Here is a 21,817-nt window from a genome sequence, read left to right on the forward strand (position 1 = left end):
CTCTATTGGATAAGCATATTATTGCGAATGATTATCAATTGCTGAATTCGATTGTTGTTATTAATTTGATAGGTAAAACTAATTGAGTGGGTTTGGGGCAGGCAAAAGAAAAAGGCCGACGATTTCTCGTCAGCCTTTTCTTTGATGTTACTTAGCAGGAATTACAGTGCAGCGATTGTCGCTTTTTGTTCTTCCAGCTTGGTCAGTGCTTCTGCGTAGCCGTCTAGCTTCGCGCGCTCTGCAGCAACAACCGCTTCAGGTGCTTTCGCAACAAAGCCTTGGTTGTTCAGTTTGCCTTCGATACGCTTGATTTCGCCTTGGTTTTTAGCGATTTCTTTGTCCAGACGTGCCAGTTCAGCATCTTTGTCGATTAGACCTGCCATCGGGATCATCAGCGTAGATTTGCCCACTAGTGCGGTTGCGCACGCTGGGGTTTCTTCGCCTGATTTCAGAATGCGAATGCCTTCCAGTTTCGCCAGAGACATCAGCACTTGCTTGCTCGCTTCAACACGTGCAGCGTCATTCTTGTCAGCTGCTTTCAGCATCACGTCCATCGGCTTGCTTGGCGCGATGTCGTATTCTGCACGCAAGTTACGGATAGAAGTGATGAATGATTTCACCCACTCGATATCCGCTAACGCACCTTCATCGAACTGTGCTTCGTCGTACTGTGGCAATGCTTGCAGCATGATGGTATCGCCTTCTACACCTGCTACTAGCGGCTTCACGCTCTGCCAGATAGATTCGGTGATGTATGGCAGTACTGGGTGAGCAAGACGCAGTGTCTTCTCAAGCACAGTGATCAGTGTGTGACGTGTCGCGCGCTGTTGTGCTTCAGTGCCTTTCCACAGAACAGGTTTTGTCAGCTCTAGGTACCAGTCACAGAATTGGTTCCAGATGAACTCGTACAGGGTGTTCGAAGCCATATCCAGACGGTAGTTGTCGATGTGCGCGTTGAACTCTTTTGCTGCCAGTTGGAACTGAGATTCGATCCACTTATCAGCCAGAGAGAATTCCATCTCGCCGCCGTTCATACCACAATCTTGATCTTCTGCGTTCATCAGCACGTAACGGCTTGCGTTCCATAGCTTGTTACAGAAGTTACGGTAACCCTCAAGACGCTTCATGTCCCAGTTGATGTCACGACCAGTGGATGCCATCGCAGCCAGAGTGAAACGCAGTGCGTCTGTGCCGTATGCATCAATGCCGTTTTCGAAGGTCTTGCGCGTATTTTTCTCGATCTTCGCGGCCAATTGAGGCTGCATCATGTTGCCACAACGCTTCTCAACGAGTGACTCTAGATCGATACCGTCGATCATGTCGATTGGGTCAAGGACGTTACCTTTAGACTTCGACATCTTGTCGCCGTTTTCGTCGCGGATAAGGCCAGTAACGTAAACAGTCTTGAACGGTACTTGTGCCTTACCGTTTTCATCTTTACAGAAGTGCATGGTCATCATGATCATGCGAGCAACCCAGAAGAAGATGATGTCGAAACCTGTCACCAACACATCAGTCGGGTGGAAGGTTTTCAGTTCTGGTGTTTCTTGTGGCCATCCCAGTGTACCGAAGGTCCACAGTGCTGAAGAGAACCAAGTATCCAGTACGTCGTCGTCCTGACGAAGAACAACAACAGGAGCCAGACCGTTCTTCTCACGTACTTCGTCTTCGTTACGACCAACGTATACGTTGCCGTCGTTGTCGTACCATGCAGGGATGCGGTGACCCCACCACAGCTGACGAGAGATACACCAGTCTTGAATGTCACGCATCCAAGAGAAGTACATGTTTTCGTATTGCTTAGGTACGAATTGGATGTCGCCGTTTTCTACTGCTTCAACCGCAGGCTGTGCCAGTGTTGCAGTGCGAACATACCATTGGTCAGTCAGCATTGGCTCGATAACCACACCGCCACGGTCGCCGTAAGGAACGGTCAGGTCGTGGTCTTTGATTTCGTCCAGCAGACCCAGTTCTTCGAACTCAGCTACGATCGCTTTACGCGCAGCAAAACGCTCCATGCCATGGTATTTTTCTGGCAGGTCGCTGCTGTATACATCGCTTGCTTCACCGTTAGTGGTGAACACTTCTGCCGCATCACGGATGTCAGCATTGAAGGTCAGGATGTTGATCATAGGTAGCTGGTGACGCTTACCAACTTCGTAGTCGTTGAAGTCGTGCGCAGGGGTGATCTTCACACAACCTGTGCCTTTCTCCATGTCTGCGTGTTCGTCGCCTACGATTGGAATGCGACGGTCAACGATTGGCAGGATGATGTCTTTACCGATCAGATCTTTATAGCGTGGATCTTCTGGGTTTACTGCAACACCGGTATCGCCCAGCATGGTTTCAGGACGCGTGGTTGCAACAACAATGTAATCTTTACCGTCAGCGGTTTTCATGCCATCCGCTAATGGGTAGCGGAAATGCCACATGTGGCCTTTGGTGTCTTTGTTTTCAACTTCCAGATCAGAAATTGCAGTGTGCAGTTTCGGATCCCAGTTAACCAGACGCTTACCGCGATAGATCAGGTCGTCTTCATAAAGGCGAACAAACACTTCTTGAACTGCAGCGTAGAAGCCGTCGTCCATGGTGAAGCGCTCACGATCCCAGTCAACAGATGCACCTAGGCGGCGAAGCTGTTTGGTGATGGTGCCACCTGATTCGCCTTTCCATTCCCAGATTTTGTCGATGAATGCTTCACGGCCGTAATCGTGCTTGGTTTTGCCTTCTTCAGCCGCGATCTTGCGCTCAACAACCATTTGCGTTGCGATACCTGCGTGGTCAGTACCAACCTGCCACAAGGTGTTTTTGCCTTTCATGCGTTCGCAACGGATCAGGGTATCCATGATGGTGTCTTGGAACGCATGGCCCATGTGCAGGCTACCGGTGACGTTGGGTGGTGGAATCATGATGCTGTACGCATCTTTAGATGTGTCACCGTGAGGCTTGAAGTAACCAGCCTCTTCCCAGCGCTGGTACAGCGCCTTTTCAATTGATGTTGGGTTGTATGTCTTTTCCATAGCGCTCTTGATGGATCAAATAACGGATGATTCTTCAACGGCAAGGGTGCGCATTTGGCGCCCCGCCATGCGGTAAATTTTGTAGCGTTCTCGAGCCTGTTGCTTGAGAGTTTCTTCGCAAGGCACGAAGTCTACCACTTGTGCAAAGGAAGGCGCAAAAATTGCTGCTTCCTCAGCCAAGTTAATTAGTACATTTCGGTGTCCAGCAGGACGAACACCTGGCCAACCAATTTCCACTTGGGTACCACCACGCGGCCCTTCACCAATAAGATTGTGCGGAACAAAATGGTCGGGTGAACGTTGCCAAAGTTGCTCATCAATGGCTTCTGCCTGTGATTTGCTGTCAGCGGTAATAAACACTTTCATGCCTTGCTGACAATACTGGTCTGCAAGCGAGCAAACCTTTTCCAGCATTTGCTGCTGAGGTTCGGCGTGCTTTTCATCCAGAATGTAGAAGGTGGCCAGTGCCATGGTAGTTTCCGAAAAGATGATAATTTAACCGGCTCAGTGTGCGTTGTGTTGTTGCTAAAAGCTACTGCTTTTTATAAGCCAGAGATAAAAAAAGGAGGCCTTGGCCTCCTTTCTTCTTATGCAGGTTTTACTCTGCAACCTCAAGGCCAGAACGGTTCAATAAGAACTGGACCAGCAATGGGACGGGACGACCGGTTGCCCCTTTGTTTGCACCGCCTTGGAAAGAGGTACCTGCCACATCAAGGTGTGCCCAGTTGTACTTCTTAGCAAAGCGAGACAGGAAACAACCTGCAGTAATGGTACCGCCGCCAGGGCCACCGATGTTTGCCATATCAGCAAACGGGCTCTTAAGCTGCTCTTGGTACTCTTCAGTCATTGGCAGACGCCAAGCACGGTCACCGGCTTGCTCTGACGCATTCACGATCTCGTGTGCCAGTGGGTTGTGGTTAGACAGCAGGCCGCTGATGTGGTGGCTCAGTGCCACAATACATGCGCCAGTCAGGGTAGCTACGTCGATAACGCACTCAGGTTCGTAACGTTCAACGTAAGTCAGTGCATCACACAGAACCAGACGGCCTTCTGCATCAGTATTCAGTACTTCAACAGTTTGGCCTGACATGGTGGTCACGATGTCACCTGGACGGTATGCGTTGCCATCAGGCATGTTTTCACAGCCAGCCAGTACGCCGACAACATTGATTGGTAAGTCCAGCTTCGCCAGTGCTTTCATTGCACCAAATACTGACGCTGCACCACACATGTCGTACTTCATTTCGTCCATGTTAGCTGCAGGTTTCAGTGAGATACCGCCAGCATCAAACGTCAGACCTTTACCAACCAGTACGATAGGCTTCGCGTTCGGATCTGGGTGACCTTTGTATTCCATGATGGACATAAAGGATTCGTTTTTCGAACCCTGACCGACCGCAAGATACGAGGTCATGCCCAGCTCTTTCATCTCTTGTTCACCAATGATCTTGGTGCTGACTCGCTCAAAGTCATCCGCCAGACGGCGTGCTTGAGAAGCTAGGTAGGCTGGGTTTGCCACGTTTGGCGGCATATTGCCAAGGTCTTTACAGGCACGAACGCCTGATGCCACTGCCAGACCGTGTGCGATCGCACGCTCACCCAAGTTCAGCTCACGGCGTGTCGGTACGTTAAATACCAATTTGCGCAGTGGACGGCGCGTTTCTGGTTTTACGCTCTTGAACTGGTTGAAGGTATAGAGGGTATCTTTGGTGCTTTCAACAGCCTGACGAACCTTCCAGTAGGTATCGCGGCCTTTAACGTGAAGCTCTGTCAGGAAGCAAACAGCTTCCATTGAACCGGTTTCGTTCAGGGTATTGATGGTATTTTTGATGATTTCTTTATACTGGCGTTCGCCAAGTTCACGTTCCTTGCCGCAGCCGACAAGCAGTACGCGCTCAGACAGTACATTAGGTACGTGATGCAATAGCAGCATCTGGCCAGGTTTGCCTTCGAGGTCACCACGACGCAGTAAGCTACTGATGTAGCCGTCACTGATTTTATCGAGCTGTTCCGCTACCGGAGACAGGCGGCGTGGTTCAAACACGCCAACGACGATACATGCACTGCGTTGCTTCTCGGGACTCCCGCTTTTTACACTGAACTCCATGCGTACTCCTACATCCTAAAGACAAGTGAGGCTAAATGTTAGATAATGCCCGCTTTATTGGAACTCGAAACCGTGTTCGACGTAAATCGAATAGAAGCAGGTCAACACTTGGCCGAAAGATAAAAAAACAACTGATTTACCGAAAAACTATAGCGATTCGAGTAAAAAAACAAGTTTTCTAAAGGTAAAACGCCGTGATTATTGTTCGGTATTTGATCCGAGAAACAGTCAAAACGCAACTTGCGGTGCTGTTTGTTCTATTTCTGGTCTTTTTTAGCCAAAAATTCATTCGCGTGCTAACCAGTGCAACAGATGGCTCAATTCCGGGCAGTGATGTGTTAACACTGGTTGGTTTGTATATGCCATCGATGGCAATGCTGATGCTGCCATTGAGTTTGTACATTGGCATATTGATCACTTTTGGCCGTTTGTATGCCGAAAGTGAAATCACCGTCATGAATGCAACAGGTATCGGGAACAAGTTCCTGATAAGGGCTGCACTCTATCTTGCATTGATCACTGGTGCTGTTGCTGCATTCAACTCGCTGTGGTTGACGCCGTGGGCAAATAATAAAGAAATTAAAGTCATGGAGCAGTTGGAGGCCGATACCGGGCTTGAACTGTTGATGCAAGGCCAAATCCAAACCACACCGGATGGTCAGGCGGTGGTGTACATCAACAATATTACGGGTGATGGGAAAGACTTGCATAAAGTCTTTATCGCGCAACCTGTTCCTCGTGGCACCATGCGTCCGAATGTGGTGGTTGCAGAAAAAGGCTATGTGTCCGAACTGCCAGATGGCCGACAAGTGTTGGATTTGAATGAAGGCACGCGTTACGAGGGTATACCGACGCGGTTAGATTACACCATTACAGAGTATGAAAATTATCAGGTGCTGATTGGACAGCGCGAGGTCCGTCAGAAGACCCGTGACTGGGACGCAATGCCTACGCCAGACTTGATTGGTCAAACAGCACCACAAGCGCAGGCTGAGCTTCAATGGCGTATTGCATTGGTATTGTGTATTCCGTTGATGACCATGATTGTCGTCCCTCTGTCTTCGGTTAATCCTCGCCAAGGGCGATTTGCTAAGTTGTTTCCGGCAGTACTCATCTATCTGGCGTACTTCTTGGCTATTAGTGCCGCTAAGTCTGCCGTCGAGGAGGGCACACTGCCGCCAGAAATTGGCCTTTGGAGTGTGAACGTTGCAGCGTTGCTGTTGGCGGTTGGCCTTCTGAGTTGGGATAGCATGCCTGTACGTAAATTCCGATACCGACTGCGGGGAACGGCCTAATGTTTAAAATTCTCGATTTATACATTGGGCGGACCATCATCGCCACGACGACCCTGTGTTTAGCAACTCTGGTGGGCTTGTCTGCCATCATCAAGTTTGTTGAACAGCTTCGCTCTGTGGGCGAGGGCACATTCACCATGGTCACTGCACTGCAATATGTATTGCTGAGCATGCCGCGTGATATCGAAATGTTCTTCCCAATGGCGGTGTTGCTAGGTGCGTTGATTGGTCTGGGAACGCTTGCGTCAAGTTCTGAACTTGTGGTTATGCAGGCGGCAGGCTTTTCCAAGTTAGATATCGGATTGTCGGTTCTGAAAACAGCGATGCCGCTGATGCTGATTGTGTTGGCGTTGGGACAATGGGGCGCGCCCGATGCTCAGCGTGAAGCAAGAGAGCTTCGTGCTTATGCGAAATCTGGCGGTAGCGTCATGTCTGTGCGCCGGGGCGTTTGGGCGAAAGACGGCAACGATTTCATCTATATTGCGCGCACCGATCAGCAAGAGTCTCTGACAGGCGTAAACATCTGGAAGTTTGATGATAAGCAAGAGCTTGAAGCCATGGTATTCGCAGAGAAAGGCGAGTATCTAAATAAAGATAGCTGGATGCTGAAAGACGTTACTGTCACACACTTTGACGGGCCAGTGAAAATTACTGAAACCAAGGAGCCTGAGCTTGCTTGGCAATCCACGTTAACGCCAGAGAAGCTTTCCATCGTCACGGTGAAACCTGAAGAACTCTCGTTAACGGGGGTATACAGTTACGTCGAGTACTTGAAAGCCTCGGAGCAAGACGCGTCGCGTTACGAGTTGGCGTTGTGGCGTAAAGTACTTCAACCGCTTTCTATAGGTGTCATGATGCTGTTGGCTTTGAGCTTCGTGTTCGGGCCGCTGCGCTCAGTAACCATGGGTGCGCGCGTGTTGTCTGGTGTGATATTTGGTTTTGGCTTTTACATTTCGAACGAAGTGTTCGGGCCGATCACCTTGGTATACCAACTGCCCCCGTTCTTTGGGGCCATCGCACCGAGTTTGGCCTTTATCGGGATCACGCTTTACCTGCTAAACCGGAAGTTGTAATAGCGTCTAAAATGGCAAGTATTAATAAAAAGAAGGGAGCCTATCGGCTCCCTTCTTTGTTATTCGGTTCAGTCTATTTTAACGACTTGGCTGTTTGAGAAGTGATCTTGAAAGGCGCGGTTGTTTCTATCAAACAACGCCAGAAGGTTGCCAAGACCTAAACAAGATGTCGCCATGCGGATCAGTGATTGCGTATAGGTCACGTTACCACCAAATTCGCTGACCAACTTGAGTTTCCATGCCTTCATACCGACGGTTTGGCCCGCACGTGTCCAGAAGTAAGCATAAAAGCCTGCAGCGATAGCAAACACATAAACCGTAAAGATAGGGCTTACTGTTGGGTTACTGGTGAGGTATTGGCTGACATCCGCATAGCCTTCGATAGAAAAGCCAAATTGAATGGCGATGGCAAAGCCACCCACGACCAAACCGATAGCAAGCATCTCGACGGCGACCAGCACCATAAAGTCATAAAGCCAAGCACCCATGCGGCGGAGGAATCCTGCTCCCTTTGGGACACTGAATTGGGCTGAAGTTTGAGACATTATTTTTGTCCTAATAATGAGTAATGTGTCTAGTCTACCAGTGTTGTCTGGCTTTATGTATGGGGAAAAGTGCTGCAAATTGCGTGTTATCGCATCGAGTTGGTGAAAAAAGAAACGGTTAAACACTTTTTGTGAATTATAGGCTTGCGCTGTAGTTCGGCTTGCGTATAATCAGCCTCACTTGCCCGGGTGGCGAAATTGGTAGACGCAGCGGATTCAAAATCCGCCGGTGAATAACTGTGCCGGTTCAAGTCCGGCCCCGGGCACCAATTTCATGACAAAGCCTCAATCGAAAGATTGGGGCTTTGTTGTATCTGCGTGTCAGTAAAATCCATCACTATCTGCATATCTAGTTGCAATAACAGCAAATAGACCTTACCCAATATCACGGCGTTATCTTAAGTTTCGCGGCTGTGGGTTTATTGGCCACTTCAACTCTTCGATTTTCTGCACGACCTGCCGCTGTTTTATTGGTTGCTACAGGGTTGGTTTCTCCCCGCGATACCGTGTTTATCTTTGTGTCTCCTGAGCCCGCTTCCACCAAATAGGCCTTAACCGCTTCTGCGCGTTGAAGACCGAGTGTCAGGTTATAGGTGTGGCTTCCGACGCTGTCGGTATGACCAGAAAGAGAGAGTGGTGCTGAACCGCGTTTTATCGCATCAATGATACCGGATAGGATTTTCTTGCCCGTTGGGGTTAATGAGGATTTATCAAAACCAAAATGTACGCTGGCCAAAAGCCGGTCTTTTCTCATATCGACGGAAGGTGTTTCTCGCACCAGTAATTCGGCGCAGTTTTTACTTAGACCTGCATTGACGAGAGCATCTATAAATAGGGGAGTCGTGGGGTGCGTATCCAAAGGGCGTTCAAGTTGGATGTATTGTGATTTGTGGAAAAATACCTCTGTAGATTGCCCAACGTCTACACGGAAAACCACTTCCGTGTTCTTGTCGGCACAGATATCTTCAAAGGCAACCGTTGAAATGGTGCCTGCGATGGTTGGTGCACTTGCTAAACATAGCGGTATGAACAATGCACAAAGTGAACGTGTCGGTTTCATAAGGTCTCCAATAAATCGTTAGCTGCCAAAGTACAGTCGCCCGACTTCTTCACTGATAAGCTCAAGAACGGTTTCGTAGATATCTGAGTACGAACTGGCTGATTGAATGTTTTCTGCACCTGCACAGGTTTTAAGCCCAGGGTTGTCGTCGATGTTGTAGTCAAAGCCGATGACAAAGAGTCGCGCTTCAACATTTCGACCATTAACCGTCTGATTTTCTAATGCAGTAATGATGTTTTCGCAGAGGCCGCGGTTATAGAGCTGCTCTGCGGCATAGCCTGGATAGCGGTTATCGCTTGGGTTATTGCGATTTCGAGAGTCGACACCGTCTGACAATACAATGATGAGCTTACGGACATTCTGTCCTTGCGACACGATTTTGGCCGCTTCAATGATCCCCTCATAAGACGCAGTACCGTAGTCTGGAACAAAATTGTCAATCGTGGATCGAAATGTCGCGAAGTTGTCGGTCAATGGCAAGGTACGAAAGTAAGAGTCGTCACTGTAACCACGGTAATAGTACCTGCCTGTAATTTGGGTGACCGGTGTCGTGAGCGGATTGCTGGCCGTTGAGGCAAAATTGATGTTGGGGATATTGTAGTACCACTCCCACGTTCTAGAAGCGGCGTTGTTGTAATAGGCCACGTTACTGTAAAAGGAATTGTCATCATGCGGGTACATGTTGTAACCGATAAATGCCGCACGGTTAGCGAGTGCTTCGCCCCCCACTTCTTGCTCGGTTGAATTGTTGTAGTCTTCAAGCCTTTCTGTGACGCGTTTAATGACCTCAATCACGCCTTCATATTTGGCGTTTACGTTGGCAAATTCATCGTTATCGTCGTTGTTATCATTCTCAATCCATCGGGCAGCCATTGACCCGGAGAAGTCGGCGACAAAGGCGACATCCACAGTGAACCCTTGATATTTACGTGCAGTGGCATCGCCACCGAGCGTCATGGTTTCGTCGTACCCAAGATGGTAGCCATCTTCAGGGAACCAGCTCGTAAAATCTGAGCTTAGCGTGACTTTGTACTGGGTGAAGATCAAGCCATCCCGGTCATAGACGCCAGCTTCACCACATTGCTCTTCGTAGATTTCATCACAGCTTTTTCGCTCAATCTGAATATCAGAGGGGTCGATGTCACCGTCGGGGGCATAGTTATCGACAAAGCGCTTTGCCAGCAGTTGGTTTTCATAGGTTGAGGTTGAGGCATTTGCGGCGACAGCGAGTGACGCCATTTCTACACCATCTCCGATGCGGGCATGTGTTTGAAGGTATCGCGTTGATTCAATTGCGATGGCAAACACACTGAACAGGAGAGGGAAAACCAGTACAAATATGATGCTAGCGACGCCGCGTTGTTTGGAGTAATTCATTGCCACGGTGATTTGCTCCTATCGGCCAATTGAAATGGATGTGGAGCGTGCAAGCTCCCAAGATTTGCCAATCAATGAGCCAAACAGGTTGTCAGTTTGATAGCACAAGGTGACTTGGTAGAGGGAGAGCCTATTGCCAAAATTGGTGACGGGTGAAAGCTCGGCTTTGGTGCTTAAGCGCGCCACCGGCTCACAATCGTATTCACCGACTTTATAGATGTTTACCCCGTTCACAGAAGGAATAGCTTGTTGCTCGCTGTTAAATCGTTGCTGTTCGATAAGAATTCCAACACGGCTTGCTTCAAAGCTATTCATGGTGGCGGTAAGCGAGTTTGATACCAAGGCCAAGGCGGCGGCAGCTTCACCATTTGTCATCCTCTCTTCCCCGTCGAAAAGCTGCGTGCGTTCCTTCAATAGGCTGACGACCGAATAGGAGAGACGATCGAGTTTTCCTTTGACCGATTGTTTAGTCACAACGTCCATGGTGAAGACGATAATGAGACTAAAGCCAACCAAAATCATGGCGAGCTCAATACTAAAAACCCCACGCTGTTTATTGGCTAAATTGGTCACGTTCAAATTCCTGAATGGCAAAGACTTCGCGAGATAAATCTAACGTATCGCGATCGAAAAACAGTGTGAACATAGGGTCGTACTGGTAGCTAACTTGGTAAAGCGCAATCGGTTTATCGACGCCAACGGCAGAACCAGGGGGCGAGCCTGCATCAGCGAAGGAGCTGTAGTACTCAACGGAAACTGAGAACCTGCTTGGGTCGATAACTTTGGTCCAAAAGTCACTGCTGTTATTTATCGCGGTATAGAAAATCGTGGAATAGTTGGCGTTTGACGACGACCGAGCAGCGCGGGAAGATTCAGAGATGGCATAGTCCACGACAGAGGATAGAAAGCCGATGATGCAAAGCTCTACCCAAAACATAAGGGAATAGAACATCACGATAAAGCCGAACGCAAACTCGAGTGTGACCATGCCACTTTCGCGATGTGGAGCCTGTCTTGATGGCGTGTTATTTCTTCTTTGAAAAGGGCGTAAGCGAAACATGGCGATGCTATGCCCCCCATCGAATCGTTAATGTGTTGCCATCAACCTGTATGTCCGGTTTTTGCGTCGTGTTTTCCCGCATTTCTAAGACGATTCTGACAAAGTTTTTATGCTCTCCGAGTTCGATGGCCTTCGCCGGCCCCGTTTGCAAATAACGCTTACGCTTGGTGGTAAAGTCTTTCGCGCCTTTGATATCAAATACCCACTTTTTTCTTTTTTCCAAATACTCTGTGCGCACGTGACCGAGCTTGAAATCAGAGGTTGCAACGTACTCATTCGCACCATCGGTAGGTTGATAGCGCATGTCTGTGATCAGGTAACGGGAGCGTTTTTTCTTCGCAGGCTTGGCCGCTTGTTTCGCTTTTTGCTTTGCTTCTTTCGCGTCTTTTAACGCGAGCTGTTGCTTGGCTTTGGCCTCTTTCGCGGCTTGCACGCGTTGGCGAGCAAGTGTAATGGGGTCTGTGACAATGGGTGTTTTTTCTGTGTTGTTGTCAGTGCTCAACGGCGGTTTTGCGTTGGTTAGTTCTTGGGTTTCTTTTGCCTCTTTGACGACGGCTATTTCTGGTGCTTTTTCTTCTATTAACGGTTGTTGGTCTGTAGTACTTGCCAATACTTCAGGCTTGCTGGTTGGGGTAGGCTTGGTTTCACTTTTCGCAGGCACACGAGAAAGAATGGCGTCAATTTTGGCGATGGCTTTTTGCTGGCTTTGCGTATTGTTCGACACATTAGGCACAGTCTGAGAAAAGTGGCTATTGGCCTCAACGTTATTCAGGCTGATGTATTTGCTTCTTAAAGTGTCTTGGCTTTGCCCTCCAAGAAGTTGACTGAATGCTCGCGAGCGCCCGGATTTTGCCAGTGCGAGAAGAAGGTTGGCTTCCACCGTGCTGTCAGCCCGTCCGTTTTGGACGAGAGGAAGCAGTATGTCAGCGGCCAAGTCAAAATCACCTTGCAGCATGGCAATCATCGCCAAATTATTTTTTACCACATCGTCGTCAAAGCCATTCAACCTTGCCTGTTGGAACGCGGCCTTGGCTTGTTTTAGCTCACCACGCTGCGCGAGTAGCATACCTTTTAAGTTGTATGCTTCAGCATATTCATCATTCAAGCGAAGCGTTGCGTTGACGTGTTGCTCTGCAGAATTGAGCTTATCAAGATCGAAAAGCACATTTGCCCGCAGCATCTCTAAATCCGCGTTTTTAAGTGCATTTATAGGAATGAGGGCTAACTGGAATTGCGCTGACTCCGGATCGCCTGACAGATAAATCGCGTTGGCGAGCTTAAATCGCCGTTCAGGTGACGGGTCTTTATTTACCTGTTCCTTGTAGCGTTTAACCAATGCGGCATAGTTGCCAGTCTGGATAAGAAGTTGATCGCCCTTTTCGCCCGCGTATTCTTCGATTACGCCGGAGGAGGAGCATGCGCTGAGTGCCAGCATAAGTGTGGCGGTAAATAACGATTTCATAAGTTATCAAGCATCCTCATTACTCCGGGGGCGACGATAAGCACGACAACGGGCAGCATGATGAAAACAATCATGGGTACCGACATCTTTGATGAAAGCTTTCCCGCTTTTTCTTCCAGTGCGAGGAGCTGGATTTTTCGAATGTCGTTCGAGAGTGTGGTTAAAATGTCGTAAACCGACGTGCCGTGTTGCATGCTCTGGCTTAGCGTCATGACAAAGCTGTGCATTTCAGGTGCAGGCACACGTTCGTATAGGTCTTGCAGCGCCTGATCGAGGCCGACGGTTTTTGCACGATGGCTGAGCCGCCTAAGCATATAAGCGAGATGATGATCGAATGAGGCCATTTCAGAGGTGAGATAAAACAGGGTAGATTCGATAGTCATACCTGTTTGAACACAAGTGGCCATCAAATCCAGAAGATAGGGAAGCTTACGCGTTATTTTGATGGCTAATGCGCGTCGGCGCATTTCAAGGTAGAGGTCGGGACCAATAACAACCACCAGTGCTAAGCCTGCGAGCCAGACAATTTTACTCAATATGGCTTCGGTAAAGGGCAAATCACCGGTCAGCAAGATAATGGCTGCACCAACAAAAAAGCAGGTGTACTTAATAAGGAAAAAGTACGGAGCCATTGAGGTGTTGTAAAAGCCCGCGCCTATAAACTTCTCTTCAATGTCATTGCTGCTGGCGGCAAAAATAGAGGCGATCACCCGAGACAACTCTGCAAAAGGGGAAGGGCGTTCTTCCTGTGTAATGCTCAGTGCTTGTTCAATGCTGTTTTTACGCTTCAGGTTTCCAAAAATGATCGTCAGTAAGGATGCCGCCCCTAACGCGATTAAAATAATAAACATGAAGGTATACACGCCCACCATTATTTCACACTCTTCATCAAGCCAGTGACGATACCGATACCAATGGCCTCACTGGCCAGCGTGTAATAAAGCAGGTACCGACCACGGGGGTCGTGCATGACGAAGTCGTAATTGTCCGGCGCGATAAAACGGAGCACGACAAAAAGGAAGAAAAAGGGAATGGCACAGATGATGTAAGAAGAAAGACGCGCTTCAGCGGTCAGTGCCTTTTTCTTCATTTCAATACTGCGCGCATCAAACAGCACTCGGTTCAGATTGGTGATGACTCGGCGTAATTGGCCTCCACGGTTCACGTTGACACGCATGGCGATAACGAAGAACTGGAATGTGGGGGTTGGAAAACGTTGGCAGGCGCGAGCGAACACTGACTCGGTTGTTTCTCCAAGATTGAGTCGCTCGCCCATGGATTTAAATTCGCGTCCAACGATGTTATTCAGTGACTTCCCCACATATTGAATGGCGTGAAGTAGACTTTCACCCGCGGAAACCGAACTTGCGATCATGTTAAGCGCGTCCGGGAAGTTATCTTCAAACGTTTTTTGTGTGCGATAGTCGAGGTAGCGGATACCCATGAAGGTAAATATTGGGAATGTCAGTAGAAGCGAAACTTGAGAGCTAAAGCCTAAAACCGTGACGAAAACAAATTCGCCAATGAAGGTAGACACGGTATAGAACGCAAGCACTTTGATAATCGCGTATTCGCCAAGATCATAGTAAATATTGCGAAGTAATCGAGACAAACGTTGTGAGAGCGTGGTTTTTGACAGGGCTTCCATGTCAACCGCTCGGTTTTCGATGAGTTTGGTTTCAGGCAGCGGGTTGTTTTCCCTGAGCATACTTTCACGCCGCTCAGCCAGTACGGCTTGTCTTCTCATGATGTACAAGCCGACAACGATGAGGGCGATAAAAAACAGCTTCTCAATCATGATCTAATCCCGCTAAAGATACTCTTCAATTCGTTTTCTAAGCCAAAGTAGCGTGCTTTTTCAAACAACGCGGAGCGATCCATTAAGCCTGAGGTAATGAACTGGCCAAGGATGCGTCCTTTACTGGAAAACCCTTGGTGCTCAAAGCGGAAAATCTCTTCCATGACAACCCCTTCACCTTCCATGCCGACTATTTCGCAAATGCTCATCACCTTACGGCTACCATCGTGTAGTCGGCTGATTTGGATGATGATGTCGACAGCACTGACAACCGTGCGACGAATGGCCTCCAGCGGCAGTGAGGATGTGGCCATCATGACCATGCTTTCGATACGTGAGATGGCATCTCGAGGGCTATTCGCGTGGAGGGTGGTCATTGAACCATCGTGCCCAGTGTTCATTGCTTGAAGCATTTCAAACGTTTCTGCCCCACGACACTCGCCGATAATGATGCGGTCTGGACGCATACGCAGTGCGTTGATAACCAATTGCCGTTGGTTTACCTCACCGGTGCCTTCAATACCCGCGGTCCGCGTTTCAAGTCTGACGACGTGGGGCTGTTGAAGCCTAAGTTCTGCCGCATCTTCAATTGTCACTATGCGTTCATTCTCAGAGATGTATTGCGAGAGCGCATTCATCATGGTGGTTTTACCCGACCCGGTACCGCCAGAGATCACCACATTTAGGCGGCATCGTGACGCGATGATCATGAGTTTGGCGACCTCTGGACTGACAGCCCCAAACTCAATCAGATCGCCAAAATTGATGCTTTGTTTTTTAAATTTACGAATAGAGATCGATGCGCCGTCTATGGCGATGGGGGGTAAAACAATGTTTACGCGACTGCCGTCTTCCAATCGGGCATCACACAAAGGAATCGAATCATCAACCCGTCGACCAACGCGTGACGCGATGCGCTTGGCGACATTGATTAACTGCAATTCATCCATGAAGGTGATGTGAGATTTTTCAACTAGCCCTTGTCGTTCAATAAAAACGTTATTTGGTCCATTGACCATGATGTCGGAGATGGCATCATCTTCCATTAAGCTCTGAATGGGGCCGAGCCCACGTAGTTCGTCATACAGCATGTTGACGAACTCATTGCGAAGAGAGACGGAAACCGCAGCTTTGTCTTGCTCTATCAACAAAGCGATGGCTTGAGACAGCTGGCTTTTGAGCTCTTCTTTGTTGAGCGAAGAGACCGCCTCTGCATCAATTGCGTCAAAAATGCGGGTTCTGAATGAAAGATATAGCTCGCGAGATGGATGCATGAGTTACACGTCCTTCTTACGCAAAAAAGGAAGAAAGCTCTTCACGCGGTTCGGGGTTACGACTTCACCGACAATCAGTGAGCAAAGGCTACGTAACTGACCACCAAGTTTGGTTTTTCCACTGCTGAGCATGTTACCGCTGACCAGTGCTTCTTCTGCCGTGATTTCATAAGGTAAAACGACATCAATAGGGGCGTTAAGGTACTTGGTTATTTCAGCTTCGGTGACGCTTTGAAATCGGGACATTCTGTGTTTGTTCAGTACCAATACCACTCGCACAGTTTTACGCAGCTCATTTTCTTCAATGTGCTTTTTGATGCTATTTAGCAATGCCGCTGTTTCGCGCAAGCAAGAAATGGTGGGGTCCATCACCACAACAGCAACATCCAGTTGCTTCATTAATACGCTGGGTCTGAGATCAAAGCTAATTGATGCCGAGAGATCATCAACAATGAAGTTCGCGTCACGACAGAGGTTATTTACAACGGCATTATTGATGTCATAAAAGTCGGTTGAGGTTTCAGTGGTTAGCCCCAGAGCAAGATACTCTAGTCTGTGATTGATTCTCGTCACCAAAGCTTTGGCGGCAGACTCGTCTATTTGCCCACCAGACTCTGCGGCATTTAGTTTGCGTTTTTCGCGGTTTTTGACACCCAAGAATATATCGAGGTTTCCGGATAAGTAGTTATTGTCGACAACGACACAACTCGCTTGCTTATCATTGGCTAATTGCCAACCCAATTCGGCGGTGATCATGGAGACACCTATACCACCGCGCGATCCGATTACGCCTATCCGTTTTGCGCGGCGACGGTGTTTGAAGTTAGCGGCTTCATGTTGTTCGAAAACCCCTTCAATGAACTCTCCGAGTTCCACTTTTGTTATCGGCCATAACAGGTAATAGAAACCAAAGGCTTTCAGTTCGCGTACCAAAGAGATCGAATCTGTACTGCCCAGAATAAGTACTGATAAGGTGTTGGGGAGTCTTTCTGATAACCGACGACACTCTTCTAGCGTGTCCTCACAATGGGTCAGTTCAATGATGGCCACTTGCGCGCGAAGTGCCTCCACTTGCTTTGCTACGTCGCTGAATGTGTATTTCTCCGCAGAGGGGGCACTCTCGCCAATAAATCGAAACGTTTCTTCAACCAATGATTTATGTTGGTCTGTTTGATAGAACTGAATCACCTTGATACCGGTCTGATTACCGAGGTTACTGCTTTCATGTGTCGATTCTTTTTTCAGTAATTCATCAAAAATCATGGTGCAGCCTTTATTGCTCTTGCGGAGTCAAAAGAGTGGTTTTCACTTGCCCTGATAGCTTTCTGTTCGGGTGTAGCATGGCTTGCCAACGGATGTTGTCGGAATAACACCCATCATCGCCAGAGTGATAGTTACCAAGAACTCGCAGGTTACAAGGGCGAGTTTGGACTTGATAAACGGTCGTCGTAATTGAAACTGCATTGCCGATTAGCGATGGATTGACGTCCTTCGTCACTAGTCCACGCGGGGAACCCGCACTTATTAGCCATTTCGAGGCATTTTGGGCTAAAACCTGTCCCTTTTTGCCTGACCAAGCAATCTCAGCTCCATAAACAAGAAGCGTGTCTTTGTTTGCTTCCAAGTAGGCGAATAGCTCTTTCTTCGCGATGCTGTATGTTTTGTTCTTCATTGTGACGGAGAAGGTATAAGAAACAGGTGTTACAGTAAGATCTCCTCCCTGCACCGCCGTTGCATGGTTTGCACTTTCGCACCCAAACAACAACATGAGGGAAAGGAGTAACACTCCTTGAGTTCCTTTTATTCGCTTCATTTCTTAAACCCTCCTGTCGACAAAATTTCCGTTTGCCACTGCGCCATATCAGGGGAAGCATCTAAGTCGACACCGAAGAAACGCGATAACGTGGATGTGCGCCGTATGCTGGGCAAGGTGATATTTGCTGATGTAATTGGGGCAACCAACGATACCGTAGCGACAATGACCAATTCGGTTTTTCTGCGTATGGTGGAAGAGTGACGAAATAGGGCTCCCAAGATAGGGACGTCAGCAATAAAGGGGATTTTGGACAGCGATTCTTGATCTTCGGTACTAAGAAGTCCGGCTAAGACAAAGCTATCGCCATCACCGAGTTCAATGGTCGTTTGCGCTCGACGTACGCGAAATGCGGGGACATCAAGGGCTGTATCTCCAAACTGTTCATCGACAGAGCTAACGGATGGAAACAGGGTCAACATGATTTTGTCATCTCGCTGTACTTTAGCTGCGAGCTCCAAGCCAATCCCGAATGTTTTGTACTCAATGACATAGCCATCGTCAGTTAAGTAAGAAATGGGGACTTCACCACCAACGAGAAAACTCGCGGTCTCGCCAGAAATGACCGAAAGGTTAGGCTCAGAAAGTACCTGACCGATACGATCGTCGTTGATGGCTGACAGGTAGGTTGCGACGTTAGTTGCACTTCCGTTTAACCCTGTTATTGCGCGGAAGAATTGCCCATTGTTGAAGCTATTTTCAAAAACGGTTCCCCATTGGATACCAAGCTCATTGACAAGAGAGCTGTTCACTTCGGCAATGGTGAGTTTTACATTTACTTGCTTTGTGATTGCCACTTCTAAGTTATTAACCAGGCCCTCAAACGTTTTATGCGCGAGAAAGCCGATGGTTTTATCTGGCGTGTTGGTATTAAGAGATACCAGAGTGGTGGCTTTTTCATTCTGCTCTTTACTCAGTAATTCCCCGGCAATGGCGTAGATTTCGTCTTTTTCTTTTTGTGTCGGGACCGTTCCTGCCAGCACGACACGATCGCCAAGATTGAGCACGGACACGTCAGCATCGGGATATTGGGAAGAAATCAATTGTTCAACGCTGATCAGGCTTTTGTTTACCACTATTTTTTTCTCAATGAGAGTTTGGCTGTTTTCACTAAACACAATCAGTGTGGTGGTGCCTATATTGCGCCCAAAAACCACCAAGCGATTGTTATCAATGACTTGATAGTCGGCGATTTCAGGGTCGGCAATGAAAATCGTGCCAATGGTGGTGTCGAAGTGCAGAGAGCGTGCATCACCAGTTCCTAGGTTCAAAATGCTGGCGGCTAGAACGGGCAATGAACTAGTAATTAGCAATATGATGAAAATGATGGGATAAATCCGAATAGTCTGCATTCCTTACTCCCTAGTTATAAGCCTTGTTCTGACCACGAATTTCAGTCACAGATTTGAAGTTAGGGAGAACATCATGGGTATCAGCATTTAAACCAGCACCTGTCTCAGATTGGTTTAGAGATTTGATGACTTCGATGACGCCGATACGCCGAGCTATGACCATTTTGCCAATCTGTTCGCGCGCGAGCTCTATGGTGATGGGGAGGCTCAAATCACGAGAGTCATCTTCCTCTTCTATGGCAAGGATCTTTACTCTGTGAAGTAATGGGGAAACGGATAATGTTCGAAAAGATTGGATAGCACTTACGCGACCCGTCTCGCCGATATTCTGTTCGTCTGACGTTAAAACAAGCACATCAATGTAATCGCCAACGGCAACACCAGAGCCAAGAAAGTCTCGGCTTTTTAAGCGAAATGAATAGGGTGTCATGCCTGTTTTTATCGCGGCTTCAATGTAGCCCTTGTCGTTCGGGGTGATAAAATCGCTCTGAGACAAAAACACCGTATTTGAGAGATCTTGAGTCGCAATTGTGCCGGATACAATTTTTAGTGTGGTATTGTGAGTGATGCCTTTTTCCAAGGCTTCTTGTTCGCTGACATTAAAATACCGGACATTATTTCTTTTGAGCAATTCGCCTTTTTTCATGGGGGATTGTAGCTGAGCAACCTGAAAGGTAGGAGTAGATGTATCTTCAACCGTAGTTTGATTGAATGTGAATACGCCGGTTAACCCGAGTAGACCAATAATGATTGTTAATACAGCAATGAAAAAAAATAGTCTCTGGCTCATCTGTTTGCTTAATGCACTCTTTTCTTAAAACAACATATCTAAATAATTGTGCTTAGATGTATGAAAAACAGGCTTGTTATGACGATGGGCAAACCGTATGGCACTCCTTCATTTTTATAGCTATCAATGATCTTAATTTTAATTAATATGACCAAAGCCGTTATGCCACCTAGAAAACCAATAATGACGATTGATAGTAGCCAGTATTGGTTGTCGATTATTAACGAGTAGCAACACAGAACCTTGATATCCCCGGCACCAATAATGCCTGCACTAAAAAGCACCAGTCCGACTGCAAATACCATTGCACTTTGTGCAAAATGAAGAGAGATGTTTTCATTTGTAAAACTTAGAAGTAAGCAAGAAATCAGTACTAATGCACTTAACTTGTTACTTATCTTTCTCGTGCAAACATCAGATATTAATACTGCGGCCGAACTGGTTGCGAGTAGTGTCTCTACGACAAACATGTGTTTACGTAGCGGAAACGTTCTCTTAGGTACCAGGACCGGTTTGAGCACTGGTGATCTGGGTTGATATAAATGTCATCGCACCGTCTAATGCGCCTCCTAACGTACCGTTATTTGCAAACACGGCCATTAAAATGGCAGAAATTGCGACGCCGATGATTGCGTATTCAATTGCTGTCACGCCACGTTCGTCACGGACGAATGCCTTAACAAAGTTTGAAAGCATCATAGAGAAACTCCGTTTTATATTGTTTGTGAATGCTTAACTCAGGATTTTTCTAAAGCTTATTTAAAATAAAAAATACACTTGAAAACCAAAGTTGTTAATTAAGATATAACTCATAATTCAATTAATCCACTGCTTGCACAACAAACTCGATTATTAGACATGAGACAGATAATTAAATTTGAGTCATTTTTGGTTTATACTTGTGGATGTTTATAATTGCTTGGTTGAATATGAATTGGGTTATAATTTGATGTGTGTCACGTATATGTATATGAACCTAGTTTTCTCGTCGAAATTATAATTTACATGAGAATTTAAATAGTCTTTCTGATATTTTGAAATTTGTCACAAATATTTTTCTTGAAATTTATTTTACACTGGTTGTTTTTTGTCCTCGCATTCATTGTTTATGAATACGGTTAGTCTATTTATCTGTATCTTGAGTATTGCTTTATGGGCACGCGTAAGTGCTTATAGTAATTCAATGCAAGCTCTAATGTTTGAGGTGCACGGCGTCGATTTGCTCTGGTTATCTGTTCGAGGTTTTGTTTTGAGGTTACGGATTTATTTATATCTATATATAGAGTGTGGAAATGCAATGCTAAATGTTAAGAGATACGTTGATGAGATTAGATTGAGGCGACTAGGTAGTGTGTGGGTAGGCAGAGATATCTTGGTAACGATAGGTGCAGCTTCAATCGCTCCTTCTATAGCTATAGAGGAAATCTTACTGACTAAGCACAAACGAGCAAAAAGTACCTTTATAGTACCTTTATATAGAGAGGCTGTTTTTCTCTTATAGCTTATTCTCGGCATTGAGTGAGGGCGTTGGGCGTGCTTCAGGTATGAAAAGGGGCCTTTATACGTAAGTTTGAGATTAAAATATGTACCAAAATGGACGTTTCGTTCGATATTTAATCGCTTGAGCGTAAAAGTGTGACTTTTTTCAAAAAAGCACTTGCGACATTTTCTGAAGTCCCTATACTGCGCCACATCGACACGGGGCACGGCGAGTTAAGCCAGCAACGGAGTCAACGTTCTTTAACAATTTGACCTATGCAATCTGTGTGGGCACTCGTACTTGATAGACAA

20 protein-coding genes and 1 tRNA gene are annotated in these 21,817 nt (G+C 47.3%); 3 read left to right on the forward strand and 18 right to left on the reverse strand.

Going from position 1 to position 21,817, the window contains the following annotated elements; translation table 11 throughout:
- Positions 1-161 precede the first annotated feature (161 nt).
- The 3 genes from LRP49_RS10975 to pepA all read right to left on the reverse strand — a co-directional run bounded on the left by LRP49_RS10975 (position 162) and on the right by pepA (position 5,127).
- Complete coding sequence (locus LRP49_RS10975; protein ID WP_274142184.1) at positions 162-3,020, reverse strand: valine--tRNA ligase; 2,859 nt, start codon at positions 3,018-3,020, stop codon at positions 162-164.
- Between the two features lie 15 nt (positions 3,021-3,035).
- Positions 3,036-3,491: a DNA polymerase III subunit chi gene (locus LRP49_RS10980; protein ID WP_274142185.1), complete on the reverse strand. Its 456-nt coding sequence runs from the start codon at positions 3,489-3,491 to the stop codon at positions 3,036-3,038.
- A gap of 127 nt (positions 3,492-3,618) precedes the next feature.
- Positions 3,619-5,127: a leucyl aminopeptidase gene (pepA, locus tag LRP49_RS10985; RefSeq protein WP_274142186.1), complete on the reverse strand. Its 1,509-nt coding sequence runs from the start codon at positions 5,125-5,127 to the stop codon at positions 3,619-3,621.
- A gap of 194 nt (positions 5,128-5,321) precedes the next feature.
- Between pepA and lptF the strand changes: the two genes are divergently transcribed.
- On the forward strand, positions 5,322-6,422 hold the full coding sequence (lptF, locus tag LRP49_RS10990) for an LPS export ABC transporter permease LptF (protein ID WP_274142187.1): 1,101 nt from the start codon (positions 5,322-5,324) through the stop codon (positions 6,420-6,422).
- Positions 6,422-7,495 (forward strand): LPS export ABC transporter permease LptG, encoded by a 1,074-nt coding sequence (gene lptG, locus LRP49_RS10995; RefSeq protein ID WP_274142189.1) that lies wholly within the window; start codon positions 6,422-6,424, stop codon positions 7,493-7,495. The genes lptF and lptG overlap by 1 nt, the downstream gene beginning before the upstream one ends.
- Positions 7,496-7,563: 68 nt before the next feature.
- Here lptG and LRP49_RS11000 read toward each other — a convergent pair whose 3' ends face one another.
- Positions 7,564-8,040, reverse strand: a complete 477-nt coding sequence (locus LRP49_RS11000; RefSeq protein WP_274142190.1) for an RDD family protein — start codon at positions 8,038-8,040, stop codon at positions 7,564-7,566.
- Between the two features lie 183 nt (positions 8,041-8,223).
- Between LRP49_RS11000 and LRP49_RS11005 the strand changes: the two genes are divergently transcribed.
- Positions 8,224-8,309 (forward strand) — tRNA-Leu (locus tag LRP49_RS11005).
- 116 nt (positions 8,310-8,425) lie between these two features.
- On the opposite strand, the gene LRP49_RS11010 is transcribed toward LRP49_RS11005, so the two are convergent.
- The 14 genes from LRP49_RS11010 to LRP49_RS11075 form a co-directional block, all read right to left on the reverse strand.
- Entirely contained in the window at positions 8,426-9,100 is a 675-nt protein-coding gene (locus LRP49_RS11010; protein WP_274142192.1) for an OmpA family protein, read from the reverse strand.
- An 18-nt stretch (positions 9,101-9,118) separates the two neighbouring features.
- Positions 9,119-10,477, reverse strand: a complete 1,359-nt coding sequence (locus LRP49_RS11015; RefSeq protein ID WP_274142229.1) for a TadE/TadG family type IV pilus assembly protein — start codon at positions 10,475-10,477, stop codon at positions 9,119-9,121.
- Between the two features lie 18 nt (positions 10,478-10,495).
- Positions 10,496-11,050, reverse strand: coding sequence for a tight adherence pilus pseudopilin TadF (tadF, locus tag LRP49_RS11020; protein ID WP_274142194.1), 555 nt, complete (start codon positions 11,048-11,050; stop codon positions 10,496-10,498).
- Complete coding sequence (locus tag LRP49_RS11025; RefSeq protein ID WP_274142195.1) at positions 11,031-11,465, reverse strand: pilus assembly protein; 435 nt, start codon at positions 11,463-11,465, stop codon at positions 11,031-11,033. The genes tadF and LRP49_RS11025 overlap by 20 nt, the downstream gene beginning before the upstream one ends.
- Before the next feature lie 79 nt (positions 11,466-11,544).
- Positions 11,545-12,999 (reverse strand): AMIN domain-containing protein, encoded by a 1,455-nt coding sequence (locus tag LRP49_RS11030; RefSeq protein WP_274142197.1) that lies wholly within the window; start codon positions 12,997-12,999, stop codon positions 11,545-11,547.
- Positions 12,996-13,850 carry a type II secretion system F family protein gene (locus tag LRP49_RS11035; protein WP_274142199.1) on the reverse strand — a complete coding sequence of 285 codons (855 nt, stop codon included), beginning with the start codon at positions 13,848-13,850 and terminating at the stop codon, positions 12,996-12,998. The genes LRP49_RS11030 and LRP49_RS11035 overlap by 4 nt, the downstream gene beginning before the upstream one ends.
- 20 nt (positions 13,851-13,870) lie before the next feature.
- A complete protein-coding gene (locus tag LRP49_RS11040; RefSeq protein WP_274142201.1) occupies positions 13,871-14,797 on the reverse strand; it encodes a type II secretion system F family protein in 927 nt (308 codons plus the stop codon).
- Entirely contained in the window at positions 14,794-16,071 is a 1,278-nt protein-coding gene (locus LRP49_RS11045) for a TadA family conjugal transfer-associated ATPase (RefSeq protein ID WP_274142203.1), read from the reverse strand. The genes LRP49_RS11040 and LRP49_RS11045 overlap by 4 nt, the downstream gene beginning before the upstream one ends.
- 3 nt (positions 16,072-16,074) lie before the next feature.
- Complete coding sequence (locus tag LRP49_RS11050) at positions 16,075-17,334, reverse strand: CpaE/TadZ family protein (protein ID WP_274142204.1); 1,260 nt, start codon at positions 17,332-17,334, stop codon at positions 16,075-16,077.
- A 10-nt stretch (positions 17,335-17,344) separates the two neighbouring features.
- Positions 17,345-17,884: a hypothetical protein gene (locus tag LRP49_RS11055; RefSeq protein ID WP_274142206.1), complete on the reverse strand. Its 540-nt coding sequence runs from the start codon at positions 17,882-17,884 to the stop codon at positions 17,345-17,347.
- Positions 17,881-19,236, reverse strand: a complete 1,356-nt coding sequence (locus LRP49_RS11060) for a type II and III secretion system protein family protein (protein ID WP_274142208.1) — start codon at positions 19,234-19,236, stop codon at positions 17,881-17,883. The genes LRP49_RS11055 and LRP49_RS11060 overlap by 4 nt, the downstream gene beginning before the upstream one ends.
- A 10-nt stretch (positions 19,237-19,246) precedes the next feature.
- Entirely contained in the window at positions 19,247-20,026 is a 780-nt protein-coding gene (gene cpaB, locus LRP49_RS11065) for a Flp pilus assembly protein CpaB (protein ID WP_274142210.1), read from the reverse strand.
- Between the two features lie 38 nt (positions 20,027-20,064).
- Positions 20,065-20,496 (reverse strand): A24 family peptidase, encoded by a 432-nt coding sequence (locus tag LRP49_RS11070; RefSeq protein WP_274142211.1) that lies wholly within the window; start codon positions 20,494-20,496, stop codon positions 20,065-20,067.
- 25 nt (positions 20,497-20,521) lie between these two features.
- Positions 20,522-20,725: a Flp family type IVb pilin gene (locus LRP49_RS11075; protein ID WP_274142212.1), complete on the reverse strand. Its 204-nt coding sequence runs from the start codon at positions 20,723-20,725 to the stop codon at positions 20,522-20,524.
- Positions 20,726-21,817 lie beyond the last annotated feature (1,092 nt).

The sequence above is a fragment of the Enterovibrio qingdaonensis genome, assembly GCF_028683135.1.
Taxonomy (GTDB): Bacteria; Pseudomonadota; Gammaproteobacteria; order Enterobacterales; family Vibrionaceae; genus Enterovibrio; species Enterovibrio qingdaonensis.